Here is a 22536-nt window from a genome sequence, read left to right as displayed (position 1 = left end):
TCGCGATAGCGGAGTGTCAGTCACTGATCCTTAAACTGACGACCGCTATCGCGAGCAGGCTCACTCCTACAAGGGTTACGTGTGAACCCGTTATTGTTGTTGCACGGAAATGACTGGCGTCGGCGACACGAACACCTTCGCATGCATCTGCTCACAACCACCGCCCCGGCGCATGCCGCGCACCGGGCAGGCGTCCAGATAATCCAGGCCCACCGCCAGTTTCAGATGGCGCTCAGGCCGGGCCAATTGGTTGGTCACGTCAAAGCTGTACCAGGCGTCATCCAGCCACGCTTCGGCCCAGGCATGACTGGCCAGGTGCTCGGCGTCCTCGCTGTACAGATAGCCCGACACATAGCGCGACGGAATCCCCAGGCTGCGTGCACAGGCGAGAAAGGCATGGGTGTGATCCTGGCAAACCCCGGCGCGCCCGGCGAAGGCTTCGGCGGCGCTGGTGTCGACCTCAGTCGAACCCGGCGTGTAGCTGATGTGCTGGTTCAAACCGTGCATCAGGTCGATCAGCGCAGTGCGATCGCGCCGCTGTTTGCAGGATCTCTCGGCAAACGCCCGTAGTGCTTCGTCCGCCTCGGTCAGCCGGGTGAAACGCAGAAACGGCAGCGCCGACTGGCTCTCATGCTCGGCCTCGCGCAATTCGTCGATATCGACCTGGCCACGAGCGCCGATGATGATCGCTTCGTGCGGCTCGTCCATGGTCAGCACATGCAGAATGTTGCCGAACGGATCGAGCTGGGCGCGCACCGGACGCGGCAGGTCGAGTTGCCAGCTCAATACGTGTTGACGCTCGCTGTCGTGCGGGGTCAGGCGCAAATACTGGATGCTCGCCCGCACCTGATCTTCGTAGTGATAGGTGGTCTCGTGGCTTATGGAAAGTCTCATGCAGCCTCCAGGTATGAACTGTGAATCGCGTTGCCCAACTGGCGTACCAGCGGGATGAATTCGGTAAGCCAGGCGTGCAGGCCTTCGGCGAGGATTTCGTTGATGCCGGTGTAGCGCAGGCGTGCGTCCATCTCAGCGGCGAGGCGCTGTGCCGGACGGCCATTGGCACCCGGTAACTGGGCGAGGATCTGGTCGATTTCCTCGGTGCAGGCGCGCAGCGAGCGCGGTACATCGGCACGCAACAGCAGCAGTTCGGCGACATGCCGGGCGCCGGGTGCGTCGCGATAGATCTCGGTGTAGGCCTCGAACGATGACAACGCCCGTAGCAGCGCACTCCACTGGTAATAGGCGTGGGCGGTGCCGTCACTGACCGCTTCGGCCTGATCGCCAGCCATTTCATAGCGCGCATCAAGCAGGCGCAGCGTGTTGTCCGCACGCTCGATGAACGTGCCCAGACGAATGAAACGGAACGCATCGTTGCGCATGATGGTGCCGTAGGACGCGCCACGGAACAGGTGCGAGCGCTCCTTGATCCACTCGCAGAAACGGCTCATGCCGTAACGACTGAGGCCCTGTTCGGCAATGCCGCGAATTTCCAGCCAGGTAGCGTTGATGTTCTCCCACATGTCCGCGGTGATACGCCCGCGCACCGCATGCGCACTGGCCCGCGCTGCGCCGAGGCAGCTGTAGATGCTCGCCGGGTTGGCCGCATCGAGGGCGAAGAAGTGCAGCAGGCGTTCGGCATGCAGTTCGCCGTGACGCTCCAGATAATCATCGAGGGTGCCAGTGATCAACAGCGGCATGGCCAGTTCGTGCAAACCGTCGCCGCGACCGTCCTGCGGCATCAGCGACAGCGAATAGCTGATATCGAGCATCCGTGCGAGGTTTTCCGCCCGCTCCAGGTAACGCGACATCCAGTACAGATCCGAGGCAGTTCTACTTAACATGGCAAGCTTCCTTCAATCCTCGACCACCCAGGTGTCCTTGGTTCCGCCGCCCTGGGAGGAATTCACCACCAGGGAGCCTTCACGCAGGGCGACACGGGTCAAACCACCGGGCACGACCCGGGTTTCGCGGCCAGACAGTACAAACGGACGCAGGTCGATATGGCGCGGCGCAATGCCGTTTTCGACAAAGGTCGGACAGGTCGACAGCGACAGCGTCGGTTGCGCAATGTAGGCGTGGGGCTTGGCCTTGATCCGCTCACGGAACGCATCGATCTGCGCCGTAGTTGACGCCGGCCCCACCAGCATTCCGTAACCACCGGAGCCCTGGGTTTCCTTGACCACCAGATTCGGAAGATTGGCCAGTACATGGGAAAGTTCCGAGGGGTTGCGGCACTGCCAGGTCGGCACGTTCTTCAGAATCGGTTCTTCGTCGAGGTAGAAACGGATCATCTCGGTTACAAACGGGTACACCGACTTGTCATCCGCCACGCCGGTGCCGATGGCATTGGCCAGCACCACGTTGCCCGAGCGATAGGACGACAGCAGCCCCGGCACACCGAGCATCGAGTCGGGGTTGAATGCCAGCGGATCGAGGAACGCGTCGTCGAGACGGCGGTAGATCACGTCCACCGCTTTCGGCCCGTCGGTGGTGCGCATGAAGACCTTGTCGTCACGCACGAACAGGTCGGCGCCCTCCACCAGTTCAACGCCCATTTCTCGTGCGAGGAAGGCATGTTCGAAGAACGCACTGTTGAAGCGCCCCGGCGTCAGCACCACCACACTCGGGTCGTCGATCGGGCTGGAGCTTTTCAGGGTGTCGAGCAACAGATTCGGGTAGTGATCGATGGGCGCGATGCGCTGAGCGGCGAACAGCTCCGGGAACAGGCGCATCATCATTTTGCGGTCTTCGAGCATGTAACTGACGCCGCTCGGGGTACGCAGGTTGTCTTCGAGCACGTAGTAGGTGCCGTCGCCGTCGCGCACCAGATCGACGCCGGAGATGTGCGAATAGATGTCGCGGTGCAAATCCAGGCCCTGCATCGCCAACTGGTACTGCTCGTTGGCCAGCACCTGTTCGGCGGGGATGATCCCGGCCTTGATGATGCGCTGCTCGTGATAAAGGTCGGCGAGGAACATGTTCAACGCCTTGACCCGCTGGATGCAGCCGCGCTCGACGATCCGCCACTCGCTGGCGGGAATGCTGCGCGGAATGGTGTCGAACGGAATCAGGCGCTCGGTGCCCTGCTCGTCGCCATAGAGCGTGAAAGTGATCCCGGCCCGGTGGAACAGCAGATCGGCCTCGCGTCGCCGTTGTGCCAGCAACTCGTCAGGCGTGTCGGCCAGCCAGCGGGCGAACTCCCGGTAATGCGGGCGGACCTGGCCGCCGGCATCGTACATTTCATCAAAATAGGTGCGGATCATGCCGTACTCCTTGTCACCCGGACCTACAGGCCTTCGCAAGGCCCGTGCCATCGGCATAAACGCTTTGATTTCAATCGGTTGGATAATCACGCCAGCAGCACCGCACCATTCCTGTGCGGCAATTGCCCCAACCGGATTGCCCCCGCTTCATTGCGACGCATTGCATCGCCTATCACCAGCATAGTCAGAGTTGATTTCACCGCTCGCACGGAGCTGCGGATAATCGCCGCATCCGCTGAAAACTTCCCCCCGGTGAAGGTTTCAGCTCCACTGATCCGGACTGCCCGCGCAGTCCCCGCAGGCCTTAACCCTGACCGGTTTCCGCTCCTTATCGGTCTTCCCTTTTAGCCACCCTCTCCGGTGGCTTTTTTTTGCCTTTCTGAAATGTTTTGAAAGCAAAAGCAAAAGATCGCAGCCTTCGGCAGCTCCTACACCAATCACCTGTAGGAGCTGCCGAAGGCTGCGATCTTTTGCTCTTTGAAACGACAACGGCCAACCCGAAGGTCAGCCGTTGCTCAATACCTGAAACCAGAGATCAATTCAGACGATGGCGGTTACGCACCTCCTGCTTGACGCCCCAGCCCTCGATGATGCCGCCCAGAGGCTCGACCACGGCAGAGAAACCCTGCTCGAAATCGCCAATGTCGTCATAGGTCGCGTACATCACTTTGCTCAATTCCAGCGACCAGGCGCCATCGTCGCGCGCGCTGACCTGGGCATTGATGGATTCACCACGAAATTTGCCTGCCGCCCTGCGCGCCCGCTCCTCGTCCGGGAAAATGGCGTAGAACTCGATGGGATGGAATCGGGAAAAGTCGAAACCGCCTTCTTTCATGCGGCGCAGAACATTGCTGCTGATGTCTTCTTGATAGGCTGTGCTCATGAATCGTCCCCCTCGGATAGATGGATAGACTTTCCGTATTCCCGCCCCGGGCCTTACAGGCCAAAAGTACATCGGCAAACAGGTTGCCGGCGGGAAACAAGCATGTAGCTGACAAGACCAGACCTTAGCGATTCGTTCGCTGATCTCGCTTGCAGAGTAGCCCCAAGATAGAGCTGCTGCCAAGGCCTGGTTTACAAGATGACAGGAAGTGTTCAGACAGGTGTGATGCTGCGGATTTCGATGCCGTTCTGGGTCTTGAGGTTTTTCACCCCGGCATCGGCGGTGCGTCCTTCCAGATCGTTCAGATCCAGTTGGGCGGCGACCGGAAGAAGCCGCTCCTTGATCAGCCGTGCAGCTTCATCATCGGACGGGCATTCCTCACGTTCGAAGATCTCATCAACGATTTCACCATGATCATCCACGAAAGTGACTTTCCACTTTTGCATCGGTGCCTCCTCGATCAAACCCGCAAATGGGCTTACATCTATCTCGACTGTGTACGCCGAAAGTTGGTTCAAAAGGATTACAACGGGCAGAGATGAACAAAACGACATCTAGCGCACGGCCAGGCAAAAGTGGGAGCGGGCTTGCTCGCGAAAGCAGTGTGTCAGGCAACATTTTCGTTGAATGCCACATCGATTTCGCGAGCAAGCCCGCTCCCACAGGGGTTTTGCAGCGTTCTTTTAGTCGTTGCTTGGCTTGTTGATCGCCTGCAACACGTACTGCGGCAGCGCAAATGCGCCGATGTGGATTTCCGGATTGTAGTAGCGGGTGACGATGCCGCTGCCGATGAAGCGCTGTTGCAGGGTTTCACGGCTCAGCTTGCGGTAGGCCGGGTTGGTCGAGCCCCAGGCGAAGGTCATCGAACCGCCGATGTAGGTCGGCACCGCTGCCTGATAGAAGTGCCAGTCCGGGAACAGGCTGCGCAGGCGACCAGCGGTGGTTTTGACTTCGTCTATCTGCATGAACGGCGTGCCGTTCTGAGTCACGAGGATCCCGCCTTCGTTCAGGCAACGGTGGCAGGCCTGATAGAAGTTCTCCGAGAACAGCACTTCGCCCGGGCCGATCGGGTCGGTGGAGTCAGAGATGATCACGTCGAATTTTTCCGTGGTGGTGGCGACGAAACGCATGCCGTCGTCGATCACCAGGTTCAGCCGTGGATCGTCGTAGGCGCCCTTGGAGTGGTTCGGCAGGAATTCCTTGCACATGTCGACCACGGTGCCGTCGATCTCGACCATGGTGATGTGCTCGACGCCGGCGTGCTTGGTCACTTCGCGCAGCATGCCGCCGTCGCCACCGCCGATGATCAGCACGCGCTTGGCGGTGCCGTGAGCGAGGATCGGCACGTGAGTAAGCATTTCGTGGTAAATGAATTCATCGGCTTCGGTGGTCTGGATCACGCCGTCCAGCGCCATCACCCGGCCCATGCGCGGGTTCTGGAAAATCACCAGGTGCTGGTGTTCGGTGCGCACTTCGTGCAGCAGTTTTTCCATGCGAAAACGCTGGCCGTAGCCTTCGTAGAGGGTTTCCAGGTACTCGCTGGTTTTGGTGACGGTCATGGTCAAGTGCTCCGATGAATGCGCGGGCGCCAATCGTGGGGGACGATTGCCCGGGAAAGGCGCGCATTCTACGTTGCCGAAGATGACAGGTCGAACCTTCCTCCGACAGAGCACACTCTGGAGGTAACGCAAGACCAATGTGGGAGCGGGCTTGCTCGCGAAAGAGGAGTGTCATTCAACCTGTGTTTCGACTGAACAATCGCCTTCGCGAGCAAGCCCGCTCCCACAGAGGGATCAGCGTGTTTTTGGGCAAGTGTCAGATCCGCACATTGCCCCGCGGCCCGGCAATCGCCCAGATGATCAGGCCCAGTACCGGCAGGAGGATGATCAGCAGCACCCAGACGATTTTCATCCCCGTGGTCGCGCCGCTTTTCAGCACATTGATGATGGCCCAGATGTCGAGGGCAAGAATGATCAGGCCGATCAGACCGTTGAACGTGGAACCCATAGTGTCGCTCCAGAATAGTGGCATGCACTTTTAGGATAGACGGTCGCGCGCAGGGTTCCCTTTTATTGCGTTCAGACGTGAACGGCGACTTTCAGCGCTTCCAGCGACGGCGCGGCCGCGATGCCGACTTCGGCGCACAGCTCCAGCACTCGCGGCACGTCGTTGCCGTAAACCAGCACCACTTGCAGCTCATCGTCGAGCAACTGGCTGAAGTTCATCAGCGTGTAACCGCCGTTTTCCTTGTTCAGGCTGCTCATCTGCACCTGGATGCGGTTGAGTGCAGTCAGCGCTTCGGTCTTGGCCAGTTGCTTGGGCTTGAGGTTGAAATCGACGCCCGCGCCGAACGAAGCGACGATCTGCGCGAACAGGTCAACGTAAGTATCAGCCTGGAACAGCACGGTTTCCGGCAGGCTGCCGACCACGACCCATTCGCCCAGCGGAATCGGGAAGGTGTCGTCGTAGTTGATGTCCGGGTTGGCTGCCAGAAAGGCATCGGCATCGGCGTAGGCCTGCGCCGCTTCGTCCGCCACGTTCAGGATCTCGTCCTCGCCCATGCAGCCGGAGCTGATTTTGCTGATGAGTTCGACGAGTGCGGCTTTCATGAGGGCGGATCCTGTGGAAGGTTGAATTTGAGGGCGCGGAGGATAGCGCATTGCAACCTCAGGCTGCACACAGAACATCTGTGGCGAGGGAGCTTGCTCCCGCTGGGGCGCGAAGCGGCCCCCAAACAGTGAATTCACCATTTTTACCAGCGCTGCGCACTGGAGCGGGAGCAAGCTCCCTCGCCACAGAATCTCGACAGTCCTCAGGCCAGCAGTTTTTCCAGCTGCGCCGTGGTATCGACTGCGCCCATGGTGCGGGCCGCGTCCAGCGCGGTGATGCCGTTGGCATCCTTGGCTTGCGGGTTGGCGCCTTTGCTGATCAGGTAATCAACGATTTCAACGCGGTTGAACATCGCCGCCATCATCAGCGCGGTGCGGCCGTCGAAGGACGAACCTTCGATCTCGGCGCCCGCTTCCACCAGCGCCTTGACCACCGCCAGATCGCCCTTGAACGCGGCGCCGGCAATCGGGCTCTGGCCGTTGCCGTTACGCATTTCCGGGTCGGCCTTGTGCTTGAGCAGCACCTGCACGGCGTCGACGTGGCCATAGTAGCTGGCGAGCATCAGCAGCGTGTCGCCCTTGCTGTTTTTCAGGTTCACCGGCAAACCGGCGCTGATCAGCCGATCAAGCATCAGCGCATCACCCTCGCGCGCCTTGTTGAAAACCTGCTCGGTGAATTCGGCAGCTTCTTCAGGGGTCATCTGGCGGCTCTGGTCAGACATAGGGCAACTCCACTTTCGGTTATTCGCAAAGCCGACAGTTTCCCGAGCGCGACGATGGCTGTCACCCCCTTTTTCTCAAGTCATGCCATAGCCAATCTCAATAGCGGTATTTGCCTTGATGAATATCGGCCAGAATTTCGTCCGTCACCTGCACGTAAGTCTGGGTGCCGGGCAGCCATGCGTAGATCGGGTCATCGCCCGTCTGACCGGGGTCAAAGCCTTCGTTTTTCAGCCGGGTCTTCTGGTATTTGAACGTTCCGGTGGTTTCCATTTTCACCTTCACCCGCAAGAACAGCGGCACCGCATAGGCCGGCAGGCGCTGTCGAACGAACGCGAGCAATTCAGCGAAATCCAGGGTCGCCAGCGACTCGGCGGGCGTGATTGCGGCCATGCCGGCGCGGCCATTGGTGTTGCGCACCTCCACGCCGTAGGCGACTGCCTCGGAGATAAGCGGATGTTGCAGCAAGAGGTTTTCCACTTCAGTGGTCGAGACATTCTCGCCCTTCCAGCGATAGGTATCGCCGAGGCGATCGACGAACTGCGCATGACCGAAGCCGATATTGCGCAGCAGATCGCCGGTGTTGAAGAAGCGGTCGCCCTTGCTGAACACGTCGTGCAGTACCACCCTGGCGGTTTTCTGCGGGTCGGTATAGCCATCCAGTGGGGCTTTATCGTCGATCCGCGCCAGGAGCAAGCCCTGCTCGCCCTTGCCGACCTTGCGCATGAAGCCATCGGCACTGCGCAGCGGCTCACCGCTGTCGTGGTCGTACGCCACCAGCTCCCAGGCCATCAGCGAGAAACCGATGGTGTTGTCGAAGTTGAGAATGTTGCTGAAGCCGATGTTGCCGTCGCTTGCCGCGTACAGCTCACAGATGTGCTCGACGGCAAACCGGGTCTTGAATTCGGCCCAGGCGCCGGGACGCAAGCCGTTGCCGATCATCTTGCGCACCGGGTGACGGCTGTCGTCGGCGCTGGCCGGTTGATCGACCAGATAACGGCACAGCTCGCCGACATAGCCGATGGTGGTCGCGCGATAACGGCGCACGTCATTCCAGAACTGGCTGGCGCTGAACTTGCGACGGATCGCGAACCCGGAGGCGCCGTTGATCGCCGAGCCCCAGCACACGCATAGGCCGGTGGCGTGGTACAGCGGCAAGGTGCAATAGACGACGTCGTCGGGGCTCATGTTCAGGGCGATCATGCCGAAGCTGGCCGAGCTGCGCATCCAGCGGCCGTGCTTGAACACCCCGGCCTTGGGCAGGCCGGTGGTACCCGACGTGTAGATGTAAAAGCACGGATCGTTGAAGAACACTTCGCCGCTGCTGGGCGGGTTTTCAGCGCAGGCGTCGGCACTGGCGCTGATCAGGTTGATGTAGCCCTCGGGCGCAATACCCGGGTGGCTATAGGTGTCACGGTCAGCGATGAACCAGGTGCGCGACGCGGCGATCGACACCTGCTCGCGGATTGCGGCAAACGCTGGCTGCAGTTCCTCGCCAAGCACAATCGCCACCGGCGCCACCAGGTTCACGCTGTGGATCAGCGTGTCGCGGGTCTGCGAGGTATTGAGCAGCGCACTGACCGCGCCGAGTTTGGCCAGCGCCAGAATGGTCACCAGCAGCTCGGGACGGTTTTCGATAAACACCGCGACCACATCGCCCTTGCCGATCCCCTGCGCGCTCAAATAGTGGGCGATGCGATTGGCCCACTGGTTGACCTGCGTATAGGTCAGCAAGACATTGTCCTGCAAGATCGCCAGACCCTCGGGGTTGCGCAGGGTTGCTTGCTCGAAGGTCCAGCCGAGGCCACACGTTTGGGTCGGATCCGTGACATTGGCGACTTTCATGCCCTTGACCACCCGTGGAATGGTTTTGGCGATGGTCGGCAGTTTGCGGAGCATCATGCCCCAGGTAATCGTGTCGCTCGACGCGTGACGCATGGCTGCTCCCCGGTCGGCCTGGTCGGCCGTTTTTTTATTGTTCGGGCTGTGGGCATGACCTGCGTGGTGGGCAAGGTCGAGATCGAAAATACGTCAGCGCTTCGCGGCCTGTACACGCGGTTTTTGCAATGTTTTGTATCCGCCCTGTCACGCCTGGCGGCAGTGATTGCGCCTTTGCCGTTTGGTTCCGTTCAACTCATGAGAATCCCGCAAAATGCAGGATGCACGATGGCCATTCATGCAGTTTGCACGACGCCTGCAAATTTCACGATTTTTAACTTATTGATTTATAAGCATTTTTATTTTTTCGCGTGCTGGCACAATCGCTGCAACCTCCTCTGCATGCTTGCCATTCAAGTGCATACGGAGCTGAAAGACATGAGCCTGATCCAAGAAAAATTTACCTCGCTGTTCTCCAACTTCAACGTCACCACTGCGCCACGTCCCGATGGCGGGATTCTGCTGACCTTGCGCAGCAGTGAAGGCAAAGTGTTCAAACGCGCCCTGACGTATCAGCAAATGCACAACGCCGACCAACTGTCGTGGGCGATCAGCGCGATTCGTCGTGACCTGGCGGAAGAAGCCAGTGAGCTGCCGCAGATTGCGATGCTGCAAAGCCAGCAGCGCTTTGCTCTGCCGACGTATCACTCGCTGTAATTGATTCGAAGCTTTAAACAGCTTTAAACAGCTTTAAACAAAAACAGGCCGGGCAGCTTTCACTGTCCGGCCTGTTTTTTTTGGCTGATGCAAAACTCCGTGTGGGAGCGGGCTTGCTCGCGAAAGCGGTGTGTCAGCCAAATATTTTTGACTGACACACCGCTTTCGCGAGCAAGCCCGCTCCCACATTGGATTGAGGGTGTTTAAAAGGCTTCGGGTTCGATGCCGGTGAAGCTGTCGACGGTGATATGGCTTCCTAGCTCCCCGCCCTCGCGAGCCAGACCGCAGGTCTGCAGGCCTGCCGATTGAGCGGCATCCAGTTCCTCAACGATGTCCGACAGGAACAGAATGTCCTGCGGCTCGACGCCAATCGCTTGTTGAATATTAGTGTAAGACTGCGCCTCGCGCTTTGGCCCAGACGTGGTATCGAAATACCCACTGAACAGCGGTGTCAGATCCCCCGCCTCGGAGCAGCCGAAGATCAGTTTCTGCGCCTGGATCGAGCCCGACGAATAGACAAACAGTTGATAACCGGCCTGATGCCAGCGCTTGAGCGCGTCAACGGCATCCGGGTAGACGTGGCCTTTCAACTGCCCGGCCTGATAGCCCTGCTCCCAGACCATGCCTTGCAGTGCCTTGAGCGGCGTGGCCTTGCGGTCTTCGGCGATCCAGCTCAGGAGGATTTCAACCACCCGTTCAACGTCGGCCTGCGGCTCATTGCTGTCGCGGCGCACGGCGGCGATTTGTTCCGCGACATCGGCGCGCTCGACGTTCTGCCGCACGAAGTCCGGCAAATGTTTGGCGGCGTAAGGGAACAGCACGTCGAACACGAAACTCACCGCGCTGGTGGTGCCTTCGATGTCAGTGAGGATGACTTTGATCGACATCGGCTCAGTCCTCCAGACGCGGGAAGCGCCCGGCGATGTCTTCGCCGGTGAAGTTGGCGACCCAGCCTTCCGGGTTGTTGAACAGGCGAATCGCCACGAAGTGCGGGTTCTCGCCCATGTCGAACCAGTGTTTGGTACCGGCCGGCACCGAAATCAGATCGTTCTTTTCGCAGAGCACGGCGTAGACATAATCATCGATGTGCAGGGTGAACAGGCCACGACCGGCGACGAAAAAGCGCACTTCGTCTTCGCCATGGCGGTGTTCTTCGAGGAACTTGGCGCGCAGTTCGGCTTTTTGCGGGTGATCGCTGTTGAGGCTGATCACATCGACGGTGATGTAGCCGCGCTCGGTCATCAGTTTGTCGATCTGCTCCTGATAGGCGCTGATCACTTCTTCCTGGCTGGCACCGGGCTGGATCTTCGCCGCGGCTTGCCAGCGGTCGAAGCGCACGCCCTGCTCGGCGAGCGTCGAGGCGATGTCTTCGAAATGGGTCAGCACCTTGTTCGGAATCTCGGGGCTGGATACGTGATAGACAGACAGGCTGCTCATGGGCAATTCCTCGGTATCGGCCGTGCCGTCCGGTGCTTGCAGACCGGTCGGGCAGTGCATTTCATCAGGCAAATGGGCGGCTTCTGGTGAAGTCAGCCTTGGCGGTTCATGACGCTGCGGGTTTTCAACTCGCATTCAAACAGAAATTCAAAGGCCTCGATCTGCCGCAGCGCATCGCTCATCTGCGCGCCCCAGGTGTAGAGGCCGTGGCCGCGAATCAGATAACCGACGCAATCGGGATGGGCGTCGAGCCAAGGCTGCACCTTGGCGGCGAGGCGTGCAATGTCCTGATCGTTGTCGAAGATCGGCACGCGCACCCGCGATTCGTGGGTCGAGATGCCGCTGAAGGCTTTTTGCAGTTCGTAGTCTTCGAACTCGATGAAGTCTTCCGGCGTCAGGCGCGACAACACCGTGGCGTTCACCGAGTGGGTGTGCAACACCGCGCCGATCTCCGGGCGCCAGCTGTAGAGCTGGGTGTGCAACAGGGTTTCGGCGGAAGGTTTTTTGCCGGGCTCAAGACTGTTGCCGGACAGGTCGGTGGCGAGCACGTCGTCCAGGCCCAACTGGCCTTTGTGCTTGCCGGACACGGTCAACAGCGCTTCGCTCGGCGACAGGCGCGTCGAGTAATTACTGCTGGTGGCCGGCGACCAGCCGCGACCATAAAGAAAACGCCCGGCGTCGACGATTTGCTGGGCGAGTTGTTCACGCGTAAGGCTCATGGCCTGTCCTCTTGCATACGTGTGGCAATGATAACGGCAGCAGCGAGCGCCGCGAGACTGGCAATACTAAAGGTCAATGTGGCGCCGAGGGCATTCCAGCTGTAACCGGAATACAACGCGCCCAGCGCGCCGCCAGTACCGGCCAGCGCGGCGTACAGCGCCTGGCCCTGACCTTGCTGACGCGCACCGAAACTACGTTGCACGAAGGCGATGGCAGCCGCATGAAAGCTGCCGAAAGTCGCCGCGTGCAGCACCTGCGCGAACAACAGCACCCAGAGGAATTCGGCGAACGAACCTAGCAGCAACCAGCGCAGCGCCGCCAGCAGAAAACTCGCCATCAGCACCCGACGCAAGGAAAACCGCGCGAGAATCCGGCTCATGGCCATGAACATCAGCACTTCGGCGACCACACCCACGGCCCAGAGCATGCCGATCGTGCCACGGCTGTAACCGAGTCGCTCAAGGTGCAAAGTCAGAAACGTGTAATACGGGCCGTGGCTCATCTGCATCAGCGCAACACAGCCGTAAAACGCCAACACACCCGGGCTGCGCAGTTGCGTGAGAAAGCCTTCCCCGCTCGGCCGATTGCCCTGCGGCGGCTGCGCATTCGGCACCCACAGGCTGCTGAGGACGATGCCGGCCATGATCAGCACCAGCGCTGCCGGGTAGATATCGAGGCTGAGCCATTCGAACAGTCGGCCCAGCGCGACCACGGTGATGATGAAACCGATCGAGCCCCACAGGCGAATCTGGCTGTAGCGCGAGGTTTGCCCCTGCAGATGCGCGAGGGTGATGACTTCGAATTGCGGCAGCACCGCGTGCCAGAAGAACGCGTGCAACGCCATGACCATCGCCAGCCAGGCGTAGGTCTTGCTGACGAAAATCAGTGAGAACGTCAGCAACGTGCACACCGCACCGAAGCGCACGATGGCCAGGCGTTTGCCGGTGTAGTCGCCGAGCCAGCCCCAGATGTTCGGCGCCACGCAGCGCATCAGCATCGGGATCGCCACCAGTTCGCCGATGCGCGCAGGGCTGAAGCCGAGATGATCGAAGTACAGCGCCAGAAACGGCGCTGTCGAACCGAGCAAGGCGAAATAGAACAGATAGAAACTGGACAGCCGCCAGTACGGGAGCGCCGCCACGGTCAGACCGCGACGGCTTGGCGATCAACCATCAAAGCTGACCCAGCACCGGGGTGCTGACGCGCACGTCGGCGTTCTGCCCACGGTGACGCAGCAGGTGATCCATCAGCACAATGGCCATCATCGCCTCGGCAATCGGCGTGGCGCGGATGCCGACGCACGGGTCGTGACGGCCCTTGGTGATCACGTCCACCGGGTTGCCGTGGATGTCGATCGAACGGCCCGGGGTGGTGATGCTCGACGTCGGTTTCAACGCCAGATGCGCGACGATCGGCTGCCCGGACGAGATCCCGCCGAGAATGCCGCCGGCGTTGTTGCTGAGGAAACCTTCCGGGGTCAGTTCATCGCGATGCTCGGTGCCGCGCTGGGCGACGCAGGCGAAACCGGCACCGATTTCCACGCCCTTGACCGCGTTGATGCTCATCAGCGCGTGCGCCAGTTCAGCGTCGAGGCGGTCGAAAATCGGCTCGCCGAGGCCCGGCATCACGCCTTCGGCGACTACGGTGATCTTGGCTCCGACCGAGTCCTGGTCGCGGCGCAATTGATCCATGTAGGCTTCCAGCTCCGGCACCTTGTCCGGATCCGGGCTGAAGAAAGCGTTCTCTTCCACCGAATCCCAGGTCTTGAACGGGATTTCGATCGGACCGAGCTGGCTCATGTAGCCGCGAATGACGATGCCTTGGCTGGCCAGATACTTTTTGGCAATCGCACCCGCCGCCACGCGCATTGCGGTTTCGCGGGCCGAGCTGCGGCCGCCGCCACGGTAATCGCGCTCGCCGTATTTGTGGTGGTAGGTGTAGTCGGCGTGCGCCGGGCGAAACAGATCCTTGATCGCCGAGTAGTCCTTGGACTTCTGGTCGGTGTTGCGGATCAGCAGGCCGATCGAGCAACCGGTGGTGCGCCCTTCGAACACGCCGGAGAGGATTTCGACTTCGTCGGCCTCCTGGCGCTGAGTGGTGTGACGGCTGGTGCCTGGCTTGCGCCGATCGAGGTCGCGCTGCAGGTCGTCGAGGGAGATCTCCAGGCCCGGCGGGCAGCCGTCGACAATGGCGACCAACGCCGGACCATGGCTTTCGCCAGCGGTGGTGACAGTGAACAACTTGCCGTAGGTATTGCCGGACATGCAGGACGCTCCGTGAAATCAAACCCGAATTCGTGATGCGCGCCAGTATACGCAGGCTAACCGAGTAGTTCATCCTCGAACCTTAGTGGTGCTGGCGAGTCCAACCGGCACCTTGGCGAATGATGGCGTGATGATGCTGCGAGTTTTGATCTTGAGTCTTACCCTGATTACGGGCTTTGCCCAAGCGACGGTCCTACAACGCCCGGTCACTTTGGATACCGGCACCGGTGAGCTTTTCGGCTCGCTGCTGCTGCCGAAATCTGACAACCCGGTGCCGGTTGTCCTGATTATTTCTGGCTCCGGTCCTACGGATCGTGACGGAAACAACCCCGACGGCGGGCGCAACGACAGCCTCAAGCGCCTGGCGTGGGTACTGGCCAAACACAACATCGCCAGCGTGCGTTACGACAAACGCGGTGTTGCGGCAAGCCTCGCTGCGACGCCCGATGAGCGCAATTTGTCGGTGGAGGCCTATGCGGCAGACGCGGTGGCGTGGGGGCAGAAGCTCAAGGCCGATCCACGTTTCGGCAAATTGATCCTGCTGGGCCACAGTGAAGGCGCGCTGATTGCCAGCCTCGCCGCGCCGAAAGTCGATGCGGCTGCGGTGATTTCCCTGTCCGGCAGCGCCCGCCCGGTCGATCAGGTGATCCGCGAGCAACTGGCCCGCAGCCTGCCGCCGCCGCTGATGCTGCGCAGTAATCAACTGCTCGACAGCCTCAAGGCCGGCCACACTGACGACAATGTGCCGCAACCGCTGCAGGTGATTTTCCGTCCGAGCGTGCAGCCGTATCTGATTTCGCTGTTCCGTCAGGATCCGGCGAAAGCCTTCGCGCAATTGAAGATGCCGGCGCTGATCGTTCAGGGCAGCAACGACATGCAGGTTGGCGTTGGCGATGCGCAGGCGCTGAAAGCCGCCAAACCCGATGCCGAACTGGCAGTGATCGACGGCATGAACCACGTCATGCGCATCGTCCACAACGATATGAAGCGGCAACTGGCTTCGTACAAGGATCCGAATTTGCCGCTGGCTGCGGAACTCGGCGCGAAGATCATTGAGTTTATTGACGGACTTCGCACCCGTTAACCGTAGTTTGCCCTCTAGTCTTGGCAGAAACGGCCGATAAGCCTTTGTCGCCAGCGTACCGGCTGGCGACAAGCAGAGCTTGGACAGGATCTCGCCGTTATGACTGATACCCAGACTTCACCCGACACCACCGCTGAAAAAGACGCACCGCCAGCGGTCGAGCTGCCTTGGGCGGACGTCAGCGTCGAGCACCACAAGATGCTCCGTCTGGCCCCGTTGCAGACTGACCGTAACACCGGTGGCCGGCCATTGCGCTTTGTCGAATTCGGCTATGCCGAGCGCAACAGCAAAGAACACAGCCTGATGCGCATGGCGATCAAACTGCCAAGCCAGCGTGTGCGCAAAGAACAGAACCACCTCGATGTGTGGGTCGATCACACCAGCAAACGTGTGCATTTCGGCCCCGACAGTGGCTTGCAAATCGAACCGCTGAACCGTGGGATCGGCCGTTTCATGGCTGCGCAAGGTATCAACTGGGCGAAAAAACGCTGGCCGACCTACACCGTCGACGGCATGGACCTGAACAACAAGGACGCGCTGAACGAAGACACCCGCCTGCGTCGCGATCACTTCTTGCGCGTGCATGGTTTTGACGTGGTCTACGCCGACGCCCAGCATTTGAAGGGCAGCGTCAAAGAGGTGCAAGTCGGTGACCTGCTGGGCGACTGGAACAGCGAGAAGCTGCAGATCGTCGAGATTCTTGAAGCGGCGCAGATGCTGCAACAGGCCGAGCAGAACCTCGCCGAGCAGGAAGTGAAGCTGAAAAAGCAGGAAGACAAAGTCAGCAAGTTCAAACGTGAAGACGCCGGTTTGCGTTTCACCATTACCTGCCTGGTGGCGTTTGCGGTGTTTCAGGCGGGGTTGTTGATCTGGATTGCCACGCACCGCTGAAATCAGCGCTGCCCTGTGGCGAGGGAGCTTGCTCCCGCTCGGCTGCGAAGCAGTCGTAAATCATGCACATGCGGTATGTCTGGTGCACCGTCATTGCATGTTTTGAGTCTGCTTCGCAGACCAGCGGGAGCAAGCTCCCTCGCCACAGAAGTCAGTCAGGTCAGACGCGGGAAGCGAACAGGGCCTGATGATTGCGGCACTGTTCTGCGGTCAACATGAACACGCCATGTCCGCCGCGCTCGAAATCGAGCCAGGCAAAATCGACTTCCGGGTACAGCGCTTCGACGTGCACCTGGCTATTGCCCACCTCAACGATCAGCAGCCCCTTCTCGGTCAGGTGATCCGCCGCTTCGGCGAGCATCCGCCGTACCAGGTTCAGACCGTCATCACCGCAGGCCAGGCCCAGCTCCGGTTCGTGCTGGTATTCGTCCGGCATGTCGGCGAAATCTTCTGCGTCAACATACGGCGGGTTCGACACGATCAGGTCGAAACGCTGCCCCGGCAAGCCATCGAAACCATCGCCCTGCACGGTGTACACGCGCTCATCGACGCCATGGCGCTCGATGTTCTGGTTGGCCACTTCCAGCGCTTCGAACGACAGATCCGCCAGCACCACTTCAGCGTTCTGGAACTCGTAGGCGCAGGCGATCCCGATGCAGCCCGAGCCGGTGCACAGATCGAGGATGCGTGCAGGCTCGTCGCCGATCCACGGTGCGAAGCGGTTTTCGATCAGCTCGCCAATCGGCGAACGCGGGATCAGCACACGCTCGTCGACGATGAACGACATGCCGCAGAACCACGCCTCGCCCAGCAGGTACGCCGTCGGGATGCGCTCTTCGATGCGGCGCTTGAGCAGGCGTTGCAGGTTGACCAGTTCGTCGTCTTCCAGCGCACAGTCGAGGTAGCTGTCGGCGATCTCCCACGGCAGGTGCAAGGCACCGAGCACCAACTGCCGGGCGTCATCCCAGGCGTTGTCGGTGCCATGGCCGAAAAACAGATCCTCCCCATGGAAGCGGCTGACGGCCCAACGGATGTGGTCGCGCAGGGTACGAAGTCGGGAAGTGATCACGGGGCAGAACTCCAGAAAAAACGACTGGCGATTCTACCAGCCAAAACGCGTCACGACGACGCGGGAAACATTCGCCGCCGACAGTAGGACTTTTCTGTTTTTTGCATCAGCTATTGAACAGAACGTGTAACTTGACAAGGCTGCAGGCCAATAACGACGCTGCCTACGATGGTAGCGGTTCACAGAACCGCTCAGCCAGAGGACAATGCCGCAAAAGCCCCACCCCAAGGAGCCCCGAATGTCCGTTCCAAAAACGATGTTTCAACTCAGCGGCCGCGGTTACGCAGCGGCCACACTGAGCCATGCCACCGTGGTCATCATCGATGCCCAGAAAGAGTACCTCAGTGGCCCGCTGGCCCTGAGCGGCTTGGACGCGGCCGTCGCGAACATCAAACAACTGGTCGCCGCGGCCCGTGCAGCCGGTCGGCCGATCGTGCACGTGCGTCATCTCGGCACCGTCGGTGGCCTGTTCGACCCGCAGGGCGAACGCGGCGAGTTCATCCCCGGCCTTGAGCCACAGGGTGATGAAACCATCATCGGCAAACTGCTGCCGAGCGCGTTCCACGGCACCGAACTGCTCGACCGTTTGCAGAATCTTGGCTCGCTGGATCTGATCGTCTGCGGCTTCATGAGCCACTCCAGCGTCAGCACCACCGTGCGCGCGGCGAAGAACCTGGGCTTCCGTTGCACGCTGGTCGAAGACGCCTGCGCCACCCGTGACCTGCCGTTCAAGGGCCGCGTGCTCAGTGCCGCCGTGGTGCAGGAAGCGGAAATGGCGATCATGGCCGACAACTTCGCCACCCTCGCCCTGACGCAAGATCTGATCTGATCTGATCTGCACTGATGAGCGGCTCACCGCGCCGCTCATCCGCAAAAGCCTCGCATTTGCTTCAATTGCCTTAGCCTCAGGAACAACCCGGTCAACTCCCGGTCGAAGGGCCGATACCCATTGAGGAAGGTCGGAATGAAGTTATCCGATGGATTTGACGCACGCCGCTTGCGGCCCAAAGGCCAAAGCAACTGGCGTTTTCGATTCGGCGCAGCGATCGCCGCCATTCTGGCGACGTTCGGTGTGCTGCTGGCGATGGCCGGTGCCGCCAGCCTGCTGGGGCGCCCACCGGCGCTCGGCGACTTGAATGCCACGCCGACGGGTTCGGCGATCATTCTCGCGGTCGGCTTGTTGTTCCTGTATTTCGGTGTGGCCCTGTGGCGTCGATGCCGGCGGCGCGCCCGGCAATCGCGGGAACTGAACATGTCCCCGCACCTGATGAAAAAACACGACTGACTCCACGGCCCGGCTTTTTGCCGGGCCGTTTTGTTTCGACTTGGGTAAACTGGCCGCCCTTCGCGGAGGCTGACATGCAAGACGACGATTTTTCCCTGTTCAAAAGTGCGATCCAAGGCGTCAAGCCGATCAAGCACGACCGCGCCGACACCGGCAAACCGAAGGCTGACCGCGCGCAAATCGCCAAGCTGCGCCAGTCCGCCACTGTGCGCACCGACACCACCACCGTGGATGGCCTGTCCGATCAGTTCGTGATCGACGTCGGCCCCGAAGACGAGTTGATGTGGGCCCGCGACGGGGTGCAGGAAAGCCAGATGCGCAAGCTCAAGATCGGCCAGATCCCGTTCGAAGGCAGCCTCGACCTGCACGGCATGAACGTAGAAAAAGCCCGTGAGACCCTCTGGGCCTTTCTCGCTGAAGCAACCAAATTCGAAATCCGCTGCGTGCGCGTCACCCACGGCAAGGCCGTGCGCCTGGACGGTAAGCGGCCGATGATCAAAAGCCACGTCAACACCTGGCTGCGCCAGCATCCGCAAGTGCTCGGTTTCTGCTCGTGCCAGGCCAGGCATGGCGGTGCCGGCGCGGTGTACGTGATGCTCAAACGCACCATGATGGAAGGCCGCGACGAATAATCGCGTTACACCGAACTTGCAGGGTTGTGTCCGCCACCGTACCCTTGCCCTTTGCGAAAATCCCCACAGGTAGTTTCATGTCCCTGGAACAGAATTACACCGCGATTCTCGGCCAATTGGGCGAGGACGTGTCCCGCGAGGGCCTGCTCGACACGCCAAAGCGTGCCGCCAAAGCCATGCAGTACCTCTGCCGCGGTTATGAACAGACGCTCGAAGAGGTCACCAACGGTGCCCTGTTCAGCTCCGACAACAGCGAAATGGTGCTGGTCAAGGACATCGAGCTGTACTCGTTGTGCGAACACCACCTGCTGCCGTTCATCGGCAAGGCGCACGTTGCGTACATCCCGAGCGGCAAGGTGCTGGGCCTGTCGAAGGTCGCGCGGATCGTCGACATGTACGCCCGCCGCCTGCAGATCCAGGAAAACCTCAGCCGCCAGATCGCCGATGCAGTGATGCAAGTCACCGGCGCGCTGGGCGTGGCCGTGGTGATCGAGGCCAAGCACATGTGCATGATGATGCGCGGTGTCGAGAAACAGAATTCGTCGATGATCACTTCGGTGATGCTCGGTGAGTTCCGCGAAAACGCGGCGACTCGCAGCGAGTTCCTCAGCCTGATCAAGTAATCGGCTGCAGAAAAAAACCGGCGTTGATCGCCGGTTTTTTTTCGCCCGTGAAAAATCGGGTAAGCTGCGCGCCCTTCTCTCTTTGCACCGTGAGGCTTTCAACGTGTTCGTAAAAGCGCTTCGTGTCGGCCTTGGCCAACTGATCATCTTCATCGACTTCATCACCCGCCCGGGCAAGAAACAGCGCCCCGCCGAGGTACAGGCGCAAGTCAACGCCGCCGCCAAAGGTCTGACCCTGTATCAGTTCCACGCCTGCCCGTTCTGCGTGAAAACCCGCCGCACTCTGCGTCGCCTGAATGTGCCGGTCGCACTGAAGGACGCGAAGAACAATGAACAGGATCGCCAGACCCTGCTGGATCAGGGCGGCAAGATCAAGGTGCCGTGCCTGCGCATTGAAGAGAATGGGCAGACGACCTGGATGTATGAGTCCAAGGTAATTATTGATTATCTGGATAAGCGTTTCGCGGCGGTCTGAGTCTTTTTGGGTGCATTTGAAGGCCCTATCGCGAGCAGGCTCACTCCTACAATTGGAATGCGTTCTCCTGTAGGAGTGAGCCTGCTCGCGATGAGGCACTTGAGGGCACCATAAACCCCAGACAAAAATAAACCGGCCCTCGAGCCGGTTTATTTGTTTTTCACGCCGCTTTATTTATCTGCGCCTGCCTCACCACCGCCGCCAACCGCTTCAACCCTTCATCCAGCCGCGCCGGGTCGATGTGGCTGAAATTCAAACGCAGGTGCCCGAGGTTTTTATCCGGCTCGGGAAAGAACGGCTCGCCCGGCATGAATGCCACGTCATTGGCCAGCGCCTCGTTGAGCAAAGTGCGCGTATCCAGCGGTTGCTTGAGCGTCAGCCAGAAAAACAGCCCGCCCTGCGGCATGTTCCAGTCCGCCAGATCGGCAAAGTGCGTTTCCAGCGCCGACTGGAAAGCATCGCGGCGCTGCCGGTAGAAACCGCGCAGTTCGCTCAGGTGCTGCTGATATTTTTCACTGCCGATCCATTGCAGCGCCTGCCACTGGCCGATGCGGTTGGTGTGCAGATCCGCCGATTGCTTGAGCTTGAGCAAATGCGGAAACAGATCCGGGCTGGCGATCAGGTAACCGACGCGCAAACCCGGCAGCAAGGTTTTCGACACGGTGCCGGTGTAGATCCAGCTGGCTTTCTGCAGGCGCCCGGCAATCGGTTTGGCGCTGCCGCCGTCGAACGTCAGTTCGCGGTACGGCTCGTCTTCGATCAGGGTCACGCCGAATTCATCCAGCAATGCGGCGACGGCCGCGCGCTTGGCTTCGCTGTAGCGCACGGCGGATGGATTCTGGAACGTCGGGATCAGGTAGATGAATGCCGGGCGATGCTGCTCAAGACGACTGCGCAGTTGCGCCAGATTCGGGCCGTCAGCCTCTTGCGGCACGGTCAGGCAATCGGCGCCGAACAGCTGGAAGATCTGCAGCGCGGCCAGGTAGGTTGGCGCCTCCAGCAGGATTTCGGTGCCTTTGTCGATGTACAACTTGGCTGCCAGATCCAGAGTCTGTTGGGAACCGCTGACCACCAGCACCTGACTCGCCGTGCACTCCAGACCCAACGCTCGCGCCTGCGCCGCCAACGCTTCACGCAGCGCCGGCTCGCCCTCGCTCATGCCGTATTGGCCGATGGACAGCGGCATGTCCGCCCATTCGACTTTCGGCAGCATGGCTTCGGCCGGCAGGCCACCGGCAAACGACATCACCTCCGGGCGCTGGGCGGCGGCGAGGATTTCACGGATCAGAGAACTTTTAAGGCGCGAAACACGTTCGGAAAAAGCCATGGGAGTCACCGGTAGCGAGGCCTGGGAAAAATAAGTCAAACTGGTTGACTGAAACTACGACAGCTTGAGCGAGTACGTCAACATGCTTGACCTTAAAAATCCCGCCAGCCAGCAACAGGCGATGGAAGCGTTTTTCTTCGGCTATCAGGCGTTCACCGCCAAAGCGGATGAAATGCTCGAGCGGCGCGGCCTGTCCCGGGTGCATCAGCGGATTGTGTTTTTCATCGCGCGTTATCCGAATTTGAGCGTGAAGGAATTGCTGGGCTTGCTCGGCGTGAGCAAGCAGGCGCTGAACATGCCGTTGCGCCAGCTGCAGGAAATGCATCTGGTGCAGAGCGTGGCCTCCGAGACTGACAAGCGTAAGCGCCTGCTGGAGCTGACTGCTGAAGGTGCGAAGTTTGAGCAGGCGTTACGGCGTGAGCAGGTGAAATTGCTCGAGCGGGTGTTTGCTGAAGCTGGGGAGGCGGCGGTGAATGGGTGGTTGGCGGTGAATATGGCGCTTGGGAGCGCCCAGTCACATCTTGATTGACTGGACTGGCCTCTTCGGGAGCAAGCCCCCTCCCACAGTGGATCTCCAGTGGACCCGAATAATGGGTAACCGCAGAACCCTGTGGGAGGGGGCTTGCTCCCGAAGAGGCCAGAACAGGCGATATATCCCT

Annotated in this window: 26 protein-coding genes; 9 read left to right on the top strand and 17 right to left on the bottom strand. The window is 60.3% G+C overall.

The genetic code is table 11. The features are described 5' to 3' along the window. Nucleotides 1-90: 90 nt before the first annotated feature. The 10 genes from AC1RBR_RS08935 to AC1RBR_RS08890 form a co-directional block, all read right to left on the bottom strand. The gene (locus AC1RBR_RS08935) at nt 91-894 is read right to left on the bottom strand and encodes a transglutaminase family protein (protein ID WP_095139976.1); all 804 of its coding nucleotides are present in this window, start codon (nt 892-894) and stop codon (nt 91-93) included. Continuing rightward, the gene (locus tag AC1RBR_RS08930; protein ID WP_027613321.1) at nt 891-1841 is read right to left on the bottom strand and encodes an alpha-E domain-containing protein; all 951 of its coding nucleotides are present in this window, start codon (nt 1839-1841) and stop codon (nt 891-893) included. Before AC1RBR_RS08930 ends, AC1RBR_RS08935 begins: the two co-directional genes overlap by 4 nt. A 12-nt stretch (nt 1842-1853) precedes the next feature. Continuing rightward, nucleotides 1854-3263 carry a circularly permuted type 2 ATP-grasp protein gene (locus tag AC1RBR_RS08925; protein ID WP_492563899.1) on the bottom strand — a complete coding sequence of 470 codons (1410 nt, stop codon included), beginning with the start codon at nt 3261-3263 and terminating at the stop codon, nt 1854-1856. A 535-nt stretch (nt 3264-3798) separates the two neighbouring features. Continuing rightward, nucleotides 3799-4146, bottom strand: coding sequence for a ribonuclease E inhibitor RraB (locus AC1RBR_RS08920; protein WP_007960698.1), 348 nt, complete (start codon nt 4144-4146; stop codon nt 3799-3801). A 212-nt stretch (nt 4147-4358) separates the two neighbouring features. Next, a complete protein-coding gene (locus AC1RBR_RS08915) occupies nt 4359-4592 on the bottom strand; it encodes a hypothetical protein (RefSeq protein ID WP_042608487.1) in 234 nt (77 codons plus the stop codon). Between the two features lie 237 nt (nt 4593-4829). Next, nucleotides 4830-5705, bottom strand: coding sequence for a polyamine aminopropyltransferase (gene speE / locus AC1RBR_RS08910; protein WP_003223223.1), 876 nt, complete (start codon nt 5703-5705; stop codon nt 4830-4832). Nucleotides 5706-5961: 256 nt separating this feature from the next. After that, a complete protein-coding gene (locus AC1RBR_RS08905; protein ID WP_007914053.1) occupies nt 5962-6153 on the bottom strand; it encodes a PLDc N-terminal domain-containing protein in 192 nt (63 codons plus the stop codon). A 71-nt stretch (nt 6154-6224) separates the two neighbouring features. Next, nucleotides 6225-6755 (bottom strand): hypothetical protein, encoded by a 531-nt coding sequence (locus AC1RBR_RS08900; protein ID WP_492563896.1) that lies wholly within the window; start codon nt 6753-6755, stop codon nt 6225-6227. A gap of 203 nt (nt 6756-6958) precedes the next feature. Continuing rightward, nucleotides 6959-7477, bottom strand: coding sequence for an ankyrin repeat domain-containing protein (locus AC1RBR_RS08895; protein ID WP_492563895.1), 519 nt, complete (start codon nt 7475-7477; stop codon nt 6959-6961). Between the two features lie 97 nt (nt 7478-7574). Then, on the bottom strand, nt 7575-9413 hold the full coding sequence (locus AC1RBR_RS08890) for a long-chain-acyl-CoA synthetase (protein WP_492563893.1): 1839 nt from the start codon (nt 9411-9413) through the stop codon (nt 7575-7577). Between the two features lie 378 nt (nt 9414-9791). Between AC1RBR_RS08890 and AC1RBR_RS08885 the strand changes: the two genes are divergently transcribed. Beyond that, nucleotides 9792-10070, top strand: a complete 279-nt coding sequence (locus AC1RBR_RS08885; protein ID WP_027613327.1) for a DUF3509 domain-containing protein — start codon at nt 9792-9794, stop codon at nt 10068-10070. A gap of 203 nt (nt 10071-10273) precedes the next feature. On the opposite strand, the gene mtnC is transcribed toward AC1RBR_RS08885, so the two are convergent. The 5 genes from mtnC to aroC form a co-directional block, all read right to left on the bottom strand. Beyond that, nucleotides 10274-10957, bottom strand: a complete 684-nt coding sequence (mtnC, locus tag AC1RBR_RS08880) for an acireductone synthase (protein WP_492563891.1) — start codon at nt 10955-10957, stop codon at nt 10274-10276. Between the two features lie 4 nt (nt 10958-10961). After that, nucleotides 10962-11507, bottom strand: a complete 546-nt coding sequence (locus AC1RBR_RS08875) for a 1,2-dihydroxy-3-keto-5-methylthiopentene dioxygenase (RefSeq protein WP_047599013.1) — start codon at nt 11505-11507, stop codon at nt 10962-10964. A gap of 92 nt (nt 11508-11599) precedes the next feature. Continuing rightward, nucleotides 11600-12226, bottom strand: a complete 627-nt coding sequence (locus tag AC1RBR_RS08870) for a methylthioribulose 1-phosphate dehydratase (RefSeq protein ID WP_085710648.1) — start codon at nt 12224-12226, stop codon at nt 11600-11602. Continuing rightward, a complete protein-coding gene (locus AC1RBR_RS08865) occupies nt 12223-13368 on the bottom strand; it encodes an MFS transporter (RefSeq protein WP_115987763.1) in 1146 nt (381 codons plus the stop codon). The genes AC1RBR_RS08870 and AC1RBR_RS08865 overlap by 4 nt, the downstream gene beginning before the upstream one ends. Nucleotides 13369-13399: 31 nt before the next feature. Next, nucleotides 13400-14491 carry a chorismate synthase gene (aroC, locus tag AC1RBR_RS08860; RefSeq protein WP_492563889.1) on the bottom strand — a complete coding sequence of 364 codons (1092 nt, stop codon included), beginning with the start codon at nt 14489-14491 and terminating at the stop codon, nt 13400-13402. Nucleotides 14492-14621: 130 nt separating this feature from the next. Here aroC and AC1RBR_RS08855 point away from each other — a divergent pair, with 130 nt between their 5' ends. Then, on the top strand, nt 14622-15575 hold the full coding sequence (locus AC1RBR_RS08855) for an alpha/beta hydrolase (RefSeq protein ID WP_443536050.1): 954 nt from the start codon (nt 14622-14624) through the stop codon (nt 15573-15575). A gap of 99 nt (nt 15576-15674) precedes the next feature. Further along, complete coding sequence (locus AC1RBR_RS08850) at nt 15675-16466, top strand: hypothetical protein (RefSeq protein ID WP_095139985.1); 792 nt, start codon at nt 15675-15677, stop codon at nt 16464-16466. Between the two features lie 160 nt (nt 16467-16626). On the opposite strand, the gene prmB is transcribed toward AC1RBR_RS08850, so the two are convergent. Next, complete coding sequence (gene prmB / locus AC1RBR_RS08845) at nt 16627-17535, bottom strand: 50S ribosomal protein L3 N(5)-glutamine methyltransferase (RefSeq protein ID WP_492563887.1); 909 nt, start codon at nt 17533-17535, stop codon at nt 16627-16629. A 238-nt stretch (nt 17536-17773) separates the two neighbouring features. Here prmB and AC1RBR_RS08840 point away from each other — a divergent pair, with 238 nt between their 5' ends. The 5 genes from AC1RBR_RS08840 to AC1RBR_RS08820 all read left to right on the top strand — a co-directional run bounded on the left by AC1RBR_RS08840 (nt 17774) and on the right by AC1RBR_RS08820 (nt 20550). Then, a complete protein-coding gene (locus tag AC1RBR_RS08840) occupies nt 17774-18364 on the top strand; it encodes a cysteine hydrolase family protein (RefSeq protein ID WP_492563885.1) in 591 nt (196 codons plus the stop codon). Nucleotides 18365-18499: 135 nt separating this feature from the next. Next, a complete protein-coding gene (locus AC1RBR_RS08835) occupies nt 18500-18820 on the top strand; it encodes a hypothetical protein (RefSeq protein ID WP_003223191.1) in 321 nt (106 codons plus the stop codon). Between the two features lie 74 nt (nt 18821-18894). Continuing rightward, nucleotides 18895-19452: a Smr/MutS family protein gene (locus AC1RBR_RS08830; RefSeq protein ID WP_095139986.1), complete on the top strand. Its 558-nt coding sequence runs from the start codon at nt 18895-18897 to the stop codon at nt 19450-19452. A 77-nt stretch (nt 19453-19529) separates the two neighbouring features. Continuing rightward, on the top strand, nt 19530-20075 hold the full coding sequence (gene folE, locus AC1RBR_RS08825) for a GTP cyclohydrolase I FolE (RefSeq protein WP_003442011.1): 546 nt from the start codon (nt 19530-19532) through the stop codon (nt 20073-20075). A gap of 103 nt (nt 20076-20178) precedes the next feature. Beyond that, nucleotides 20179-20550 (top strand): glutathione S-transferase N-terminal domain-containing protein, encoded by a 372-nt coding sequence (locus AC1RBR_RS08820; RefSeq protein ID WP_007960660.1) that lies wholly within the window; start codon nt 20179-20181, stop codon nt 20548-20550. A 160-nt stretch (nt 20551-20710) separates the two neighbouring features. Here the strand turns inward: AC1RBR_RS08820 and AC1RBR_RS08815 are convergent, their stop codons facing one another. Further along, nucleotides 20711-21877: an aminotransferase-like domain-containing protein gene (locus AC1RBR_RS08815; RefSeq protein WP_492563884.1), complete on the bottom strand. Its 1167-nt coding sequence runs from the start codon at nt 21875-21877 to the stop codon at nt 20711-20713. An 82-nt stretch (nt 21878-21959) separates the two neighbouring features. Here AC1RBR_RS08815 and AC1RBR_RS08810 point away from each other — a divergent pair, with 82 nt between their 5' ends. Then, on the top strand, nt 21960-22406 hold the full coding sequence (locus AC1RBR_RS08810; protein WP_492563882.1) for a MarR family winged helix-turn-helix transcriptional regulator: 447 nt from the start codon (nt 21960-21962) through the stop codon (nt 22404-22406). Nucleotides 22407-22536: the final 130 nt, after the last annotated feature.

This window comes from Pseudomonas sp. GW823-FHT01D03, assembly GCF_058798255.1.
Note: the sequence above shows the minus strand (reverse complement) of the source record. Positions and strands in the feature narration are given on the sequence as shown.

What these genes read in the sequence shown, in the direction of transcription:
- AC1RBR_RS08885 (WP_027613327.1), top strand. Translation starts at nt 9,792, where the DNA reads ATGAGCCTGATCCAAGAAAAATTTACCTCGCTGTTCTCCAACTTCAAC.
- aroC (WP_492563889.1), bottom strand. Translation starts at nt 14,491, where the DNA reads ATGTCCGGCAATACCTACGGCAAGTTGTTCACTGTCACCACCGCTGGC.
- AC1RBR_RS08850 (WP_095139985.1), top strand. Translation starts at nt 15,675, where the DNA reads ATGACTGATACCCAGACTTCACCCGACACCACCGCTGAAAAAGACGCA.
- AC1RBR_RS08835 (WP_003223191.1), top strand. Translation starts at nt 18,500, where the DNA reads ATGAAGTTATCCGATGGATTTGACGCACGCCGCTTGCGGCCCAAAGGC.
- AC1RBR_RS08925 (WP_492563899.1), bottom strand. Translation starts at nt 3,263, where the DNA reads ATGATCCGCACCTATTTTGATGAAATGTACGATGCCGGCGGCCAGGTC.
- AC1RBR_RS08900 (WP_492563896.1), bottom strand. Translation starts at nt 6,755, where the DNA reads ATGAAAGCCGCACTCGTCGAACTCATCAGCAAAATCAGCTCCGGCTGC.
- AC1RBR_RS08875 (WP_047599013.1), bottom strand. Translation starts at nt 11,507, where the DNA reads ATGAGCAGCCTGTCTGTCTATCACGTATCCAGCCCCGAGATTCCGAAC.
- AC1RBR_RS08895 (WP_492563895.1), bottom strand. Translation starts at nt 7,477, where the DNA reads ATGTCTGACCAGAGCCGCCAGATGACCCCTGAAGAAGCTGCCGAATTC.
- mtnC (WP_492563891.1), bottom strand. Translation starts at nt 10,957, where the DNA reads ATGTCGATCAAAGTCATCCTCACTGACATCGAAGGCACCACCAGCGCG.
- AC1RBR_RS08855 (WP_443536050.1), top strand. Translation starts at nt 14,622, where the DNA reads ATGATGCTGCGAGTTTTGATCTTGAGTCTTACCCTGATTACGGGCTTT.
- AC1RBR_RS08920 (WP_007960698.1), bottom strand. Translation starts at nt 4,146, where the DNA reads ATGAGCACAGCCTATCAAGAAGACATCAGCAGCAATGTTCTGCGCCGC.
- AC1RBR_RS08935 (WP_095139976.1), bottom strand. Translation starts at nt 894, where the DNA reads ATGAGACTTTCCATAAGCCACGAGACCACCTATCACTACGAAGATCAG.
- AC1RBR_RS08915 (WP_042608487.1), bottom strand. Translation starts at nt 4,592, where the DNA reads ATGCAAAAGTGGAAAGTCACTTTCGTGGATGATCATGGTGAAATCGTT.
- folE (WP_003442011.1), top strand. Translation starts at nt 19,530, where the DNA reads ATGTCCCTGGAACAGAATTACACCGCGATTCTCGGCCAATTGGGCGAG.
- AC1RBR_RS08890 (WP_492563893.1), bottom strand. Translation starts at nt 9,413, where the DNA reads ATGCGTCACGCGTCGAGCGACACGATTACCTGGGGCATGATGCTCCGC.
- speE (WP_003223223.1), bottom strand. Translation starts at nt 5,705, where the DNA reads ATGACCGTCACCAAAACCAGCGAGTACCTGGAAACCCTCTACGAAGGC.
- AC1RBR_RS08930 (WP_027613321.1), bottom strand. Translation starts at nt 1,841, where the DNA reads ATGTTAAGTAGAACTGCCTCGGATCTGTACTGGATGTCGCGTTACCTG.
- AC1RBR_RS08830 (WP_095139986.1), top strand. Translation starts at nt 18,895, where the DNA reads ATGCAAGACGACGATTTTTCCCTGTTCAAAAGTGCGATCCAAGGCGTC.
- AC1RBR_RS08905 (WP_007914053.1), bottom strand. Translation starts at nt 6,153, where the DNA reads ATGGGTTCCACGTTCAACGGTCTGATCGGCCTGATCATTCTTGCCCTC.
- AC1RBR_RS08815 (WP_492563884.1), bottom strand. Translation starts at nt 21,877, where the DNA reads ATGGCTTTTTCCGAACGTGTTTCGCGCCTTAAAAGTTCTCTGATCCGT.
- AC1RBR_RS08870 (WP_085710648.1), bottom strand. Translation starts at nt 12,226, where the DNA reads ATGAGCCTTACGCGTGAACAACTCGCCCAGCAAATCGTCGACGCCGGG.
- AC1RBR_RS08810 (WP_492563882.1), top strand. Translation starts at nt 21,960, where the DNA reads ATGCTTGACCTTAAAAATCCCGCCAGCCAGCAACAGGCGATGGAAGCG.
- AC1RBR_RS08840 (WP_492563885.1), top strand. Translation starts at nt 17,774, where the DNA reads ATGTCCGTTCCAAAAACGATGTTTCAACTCAGCGGCCGCGGTTACGCA.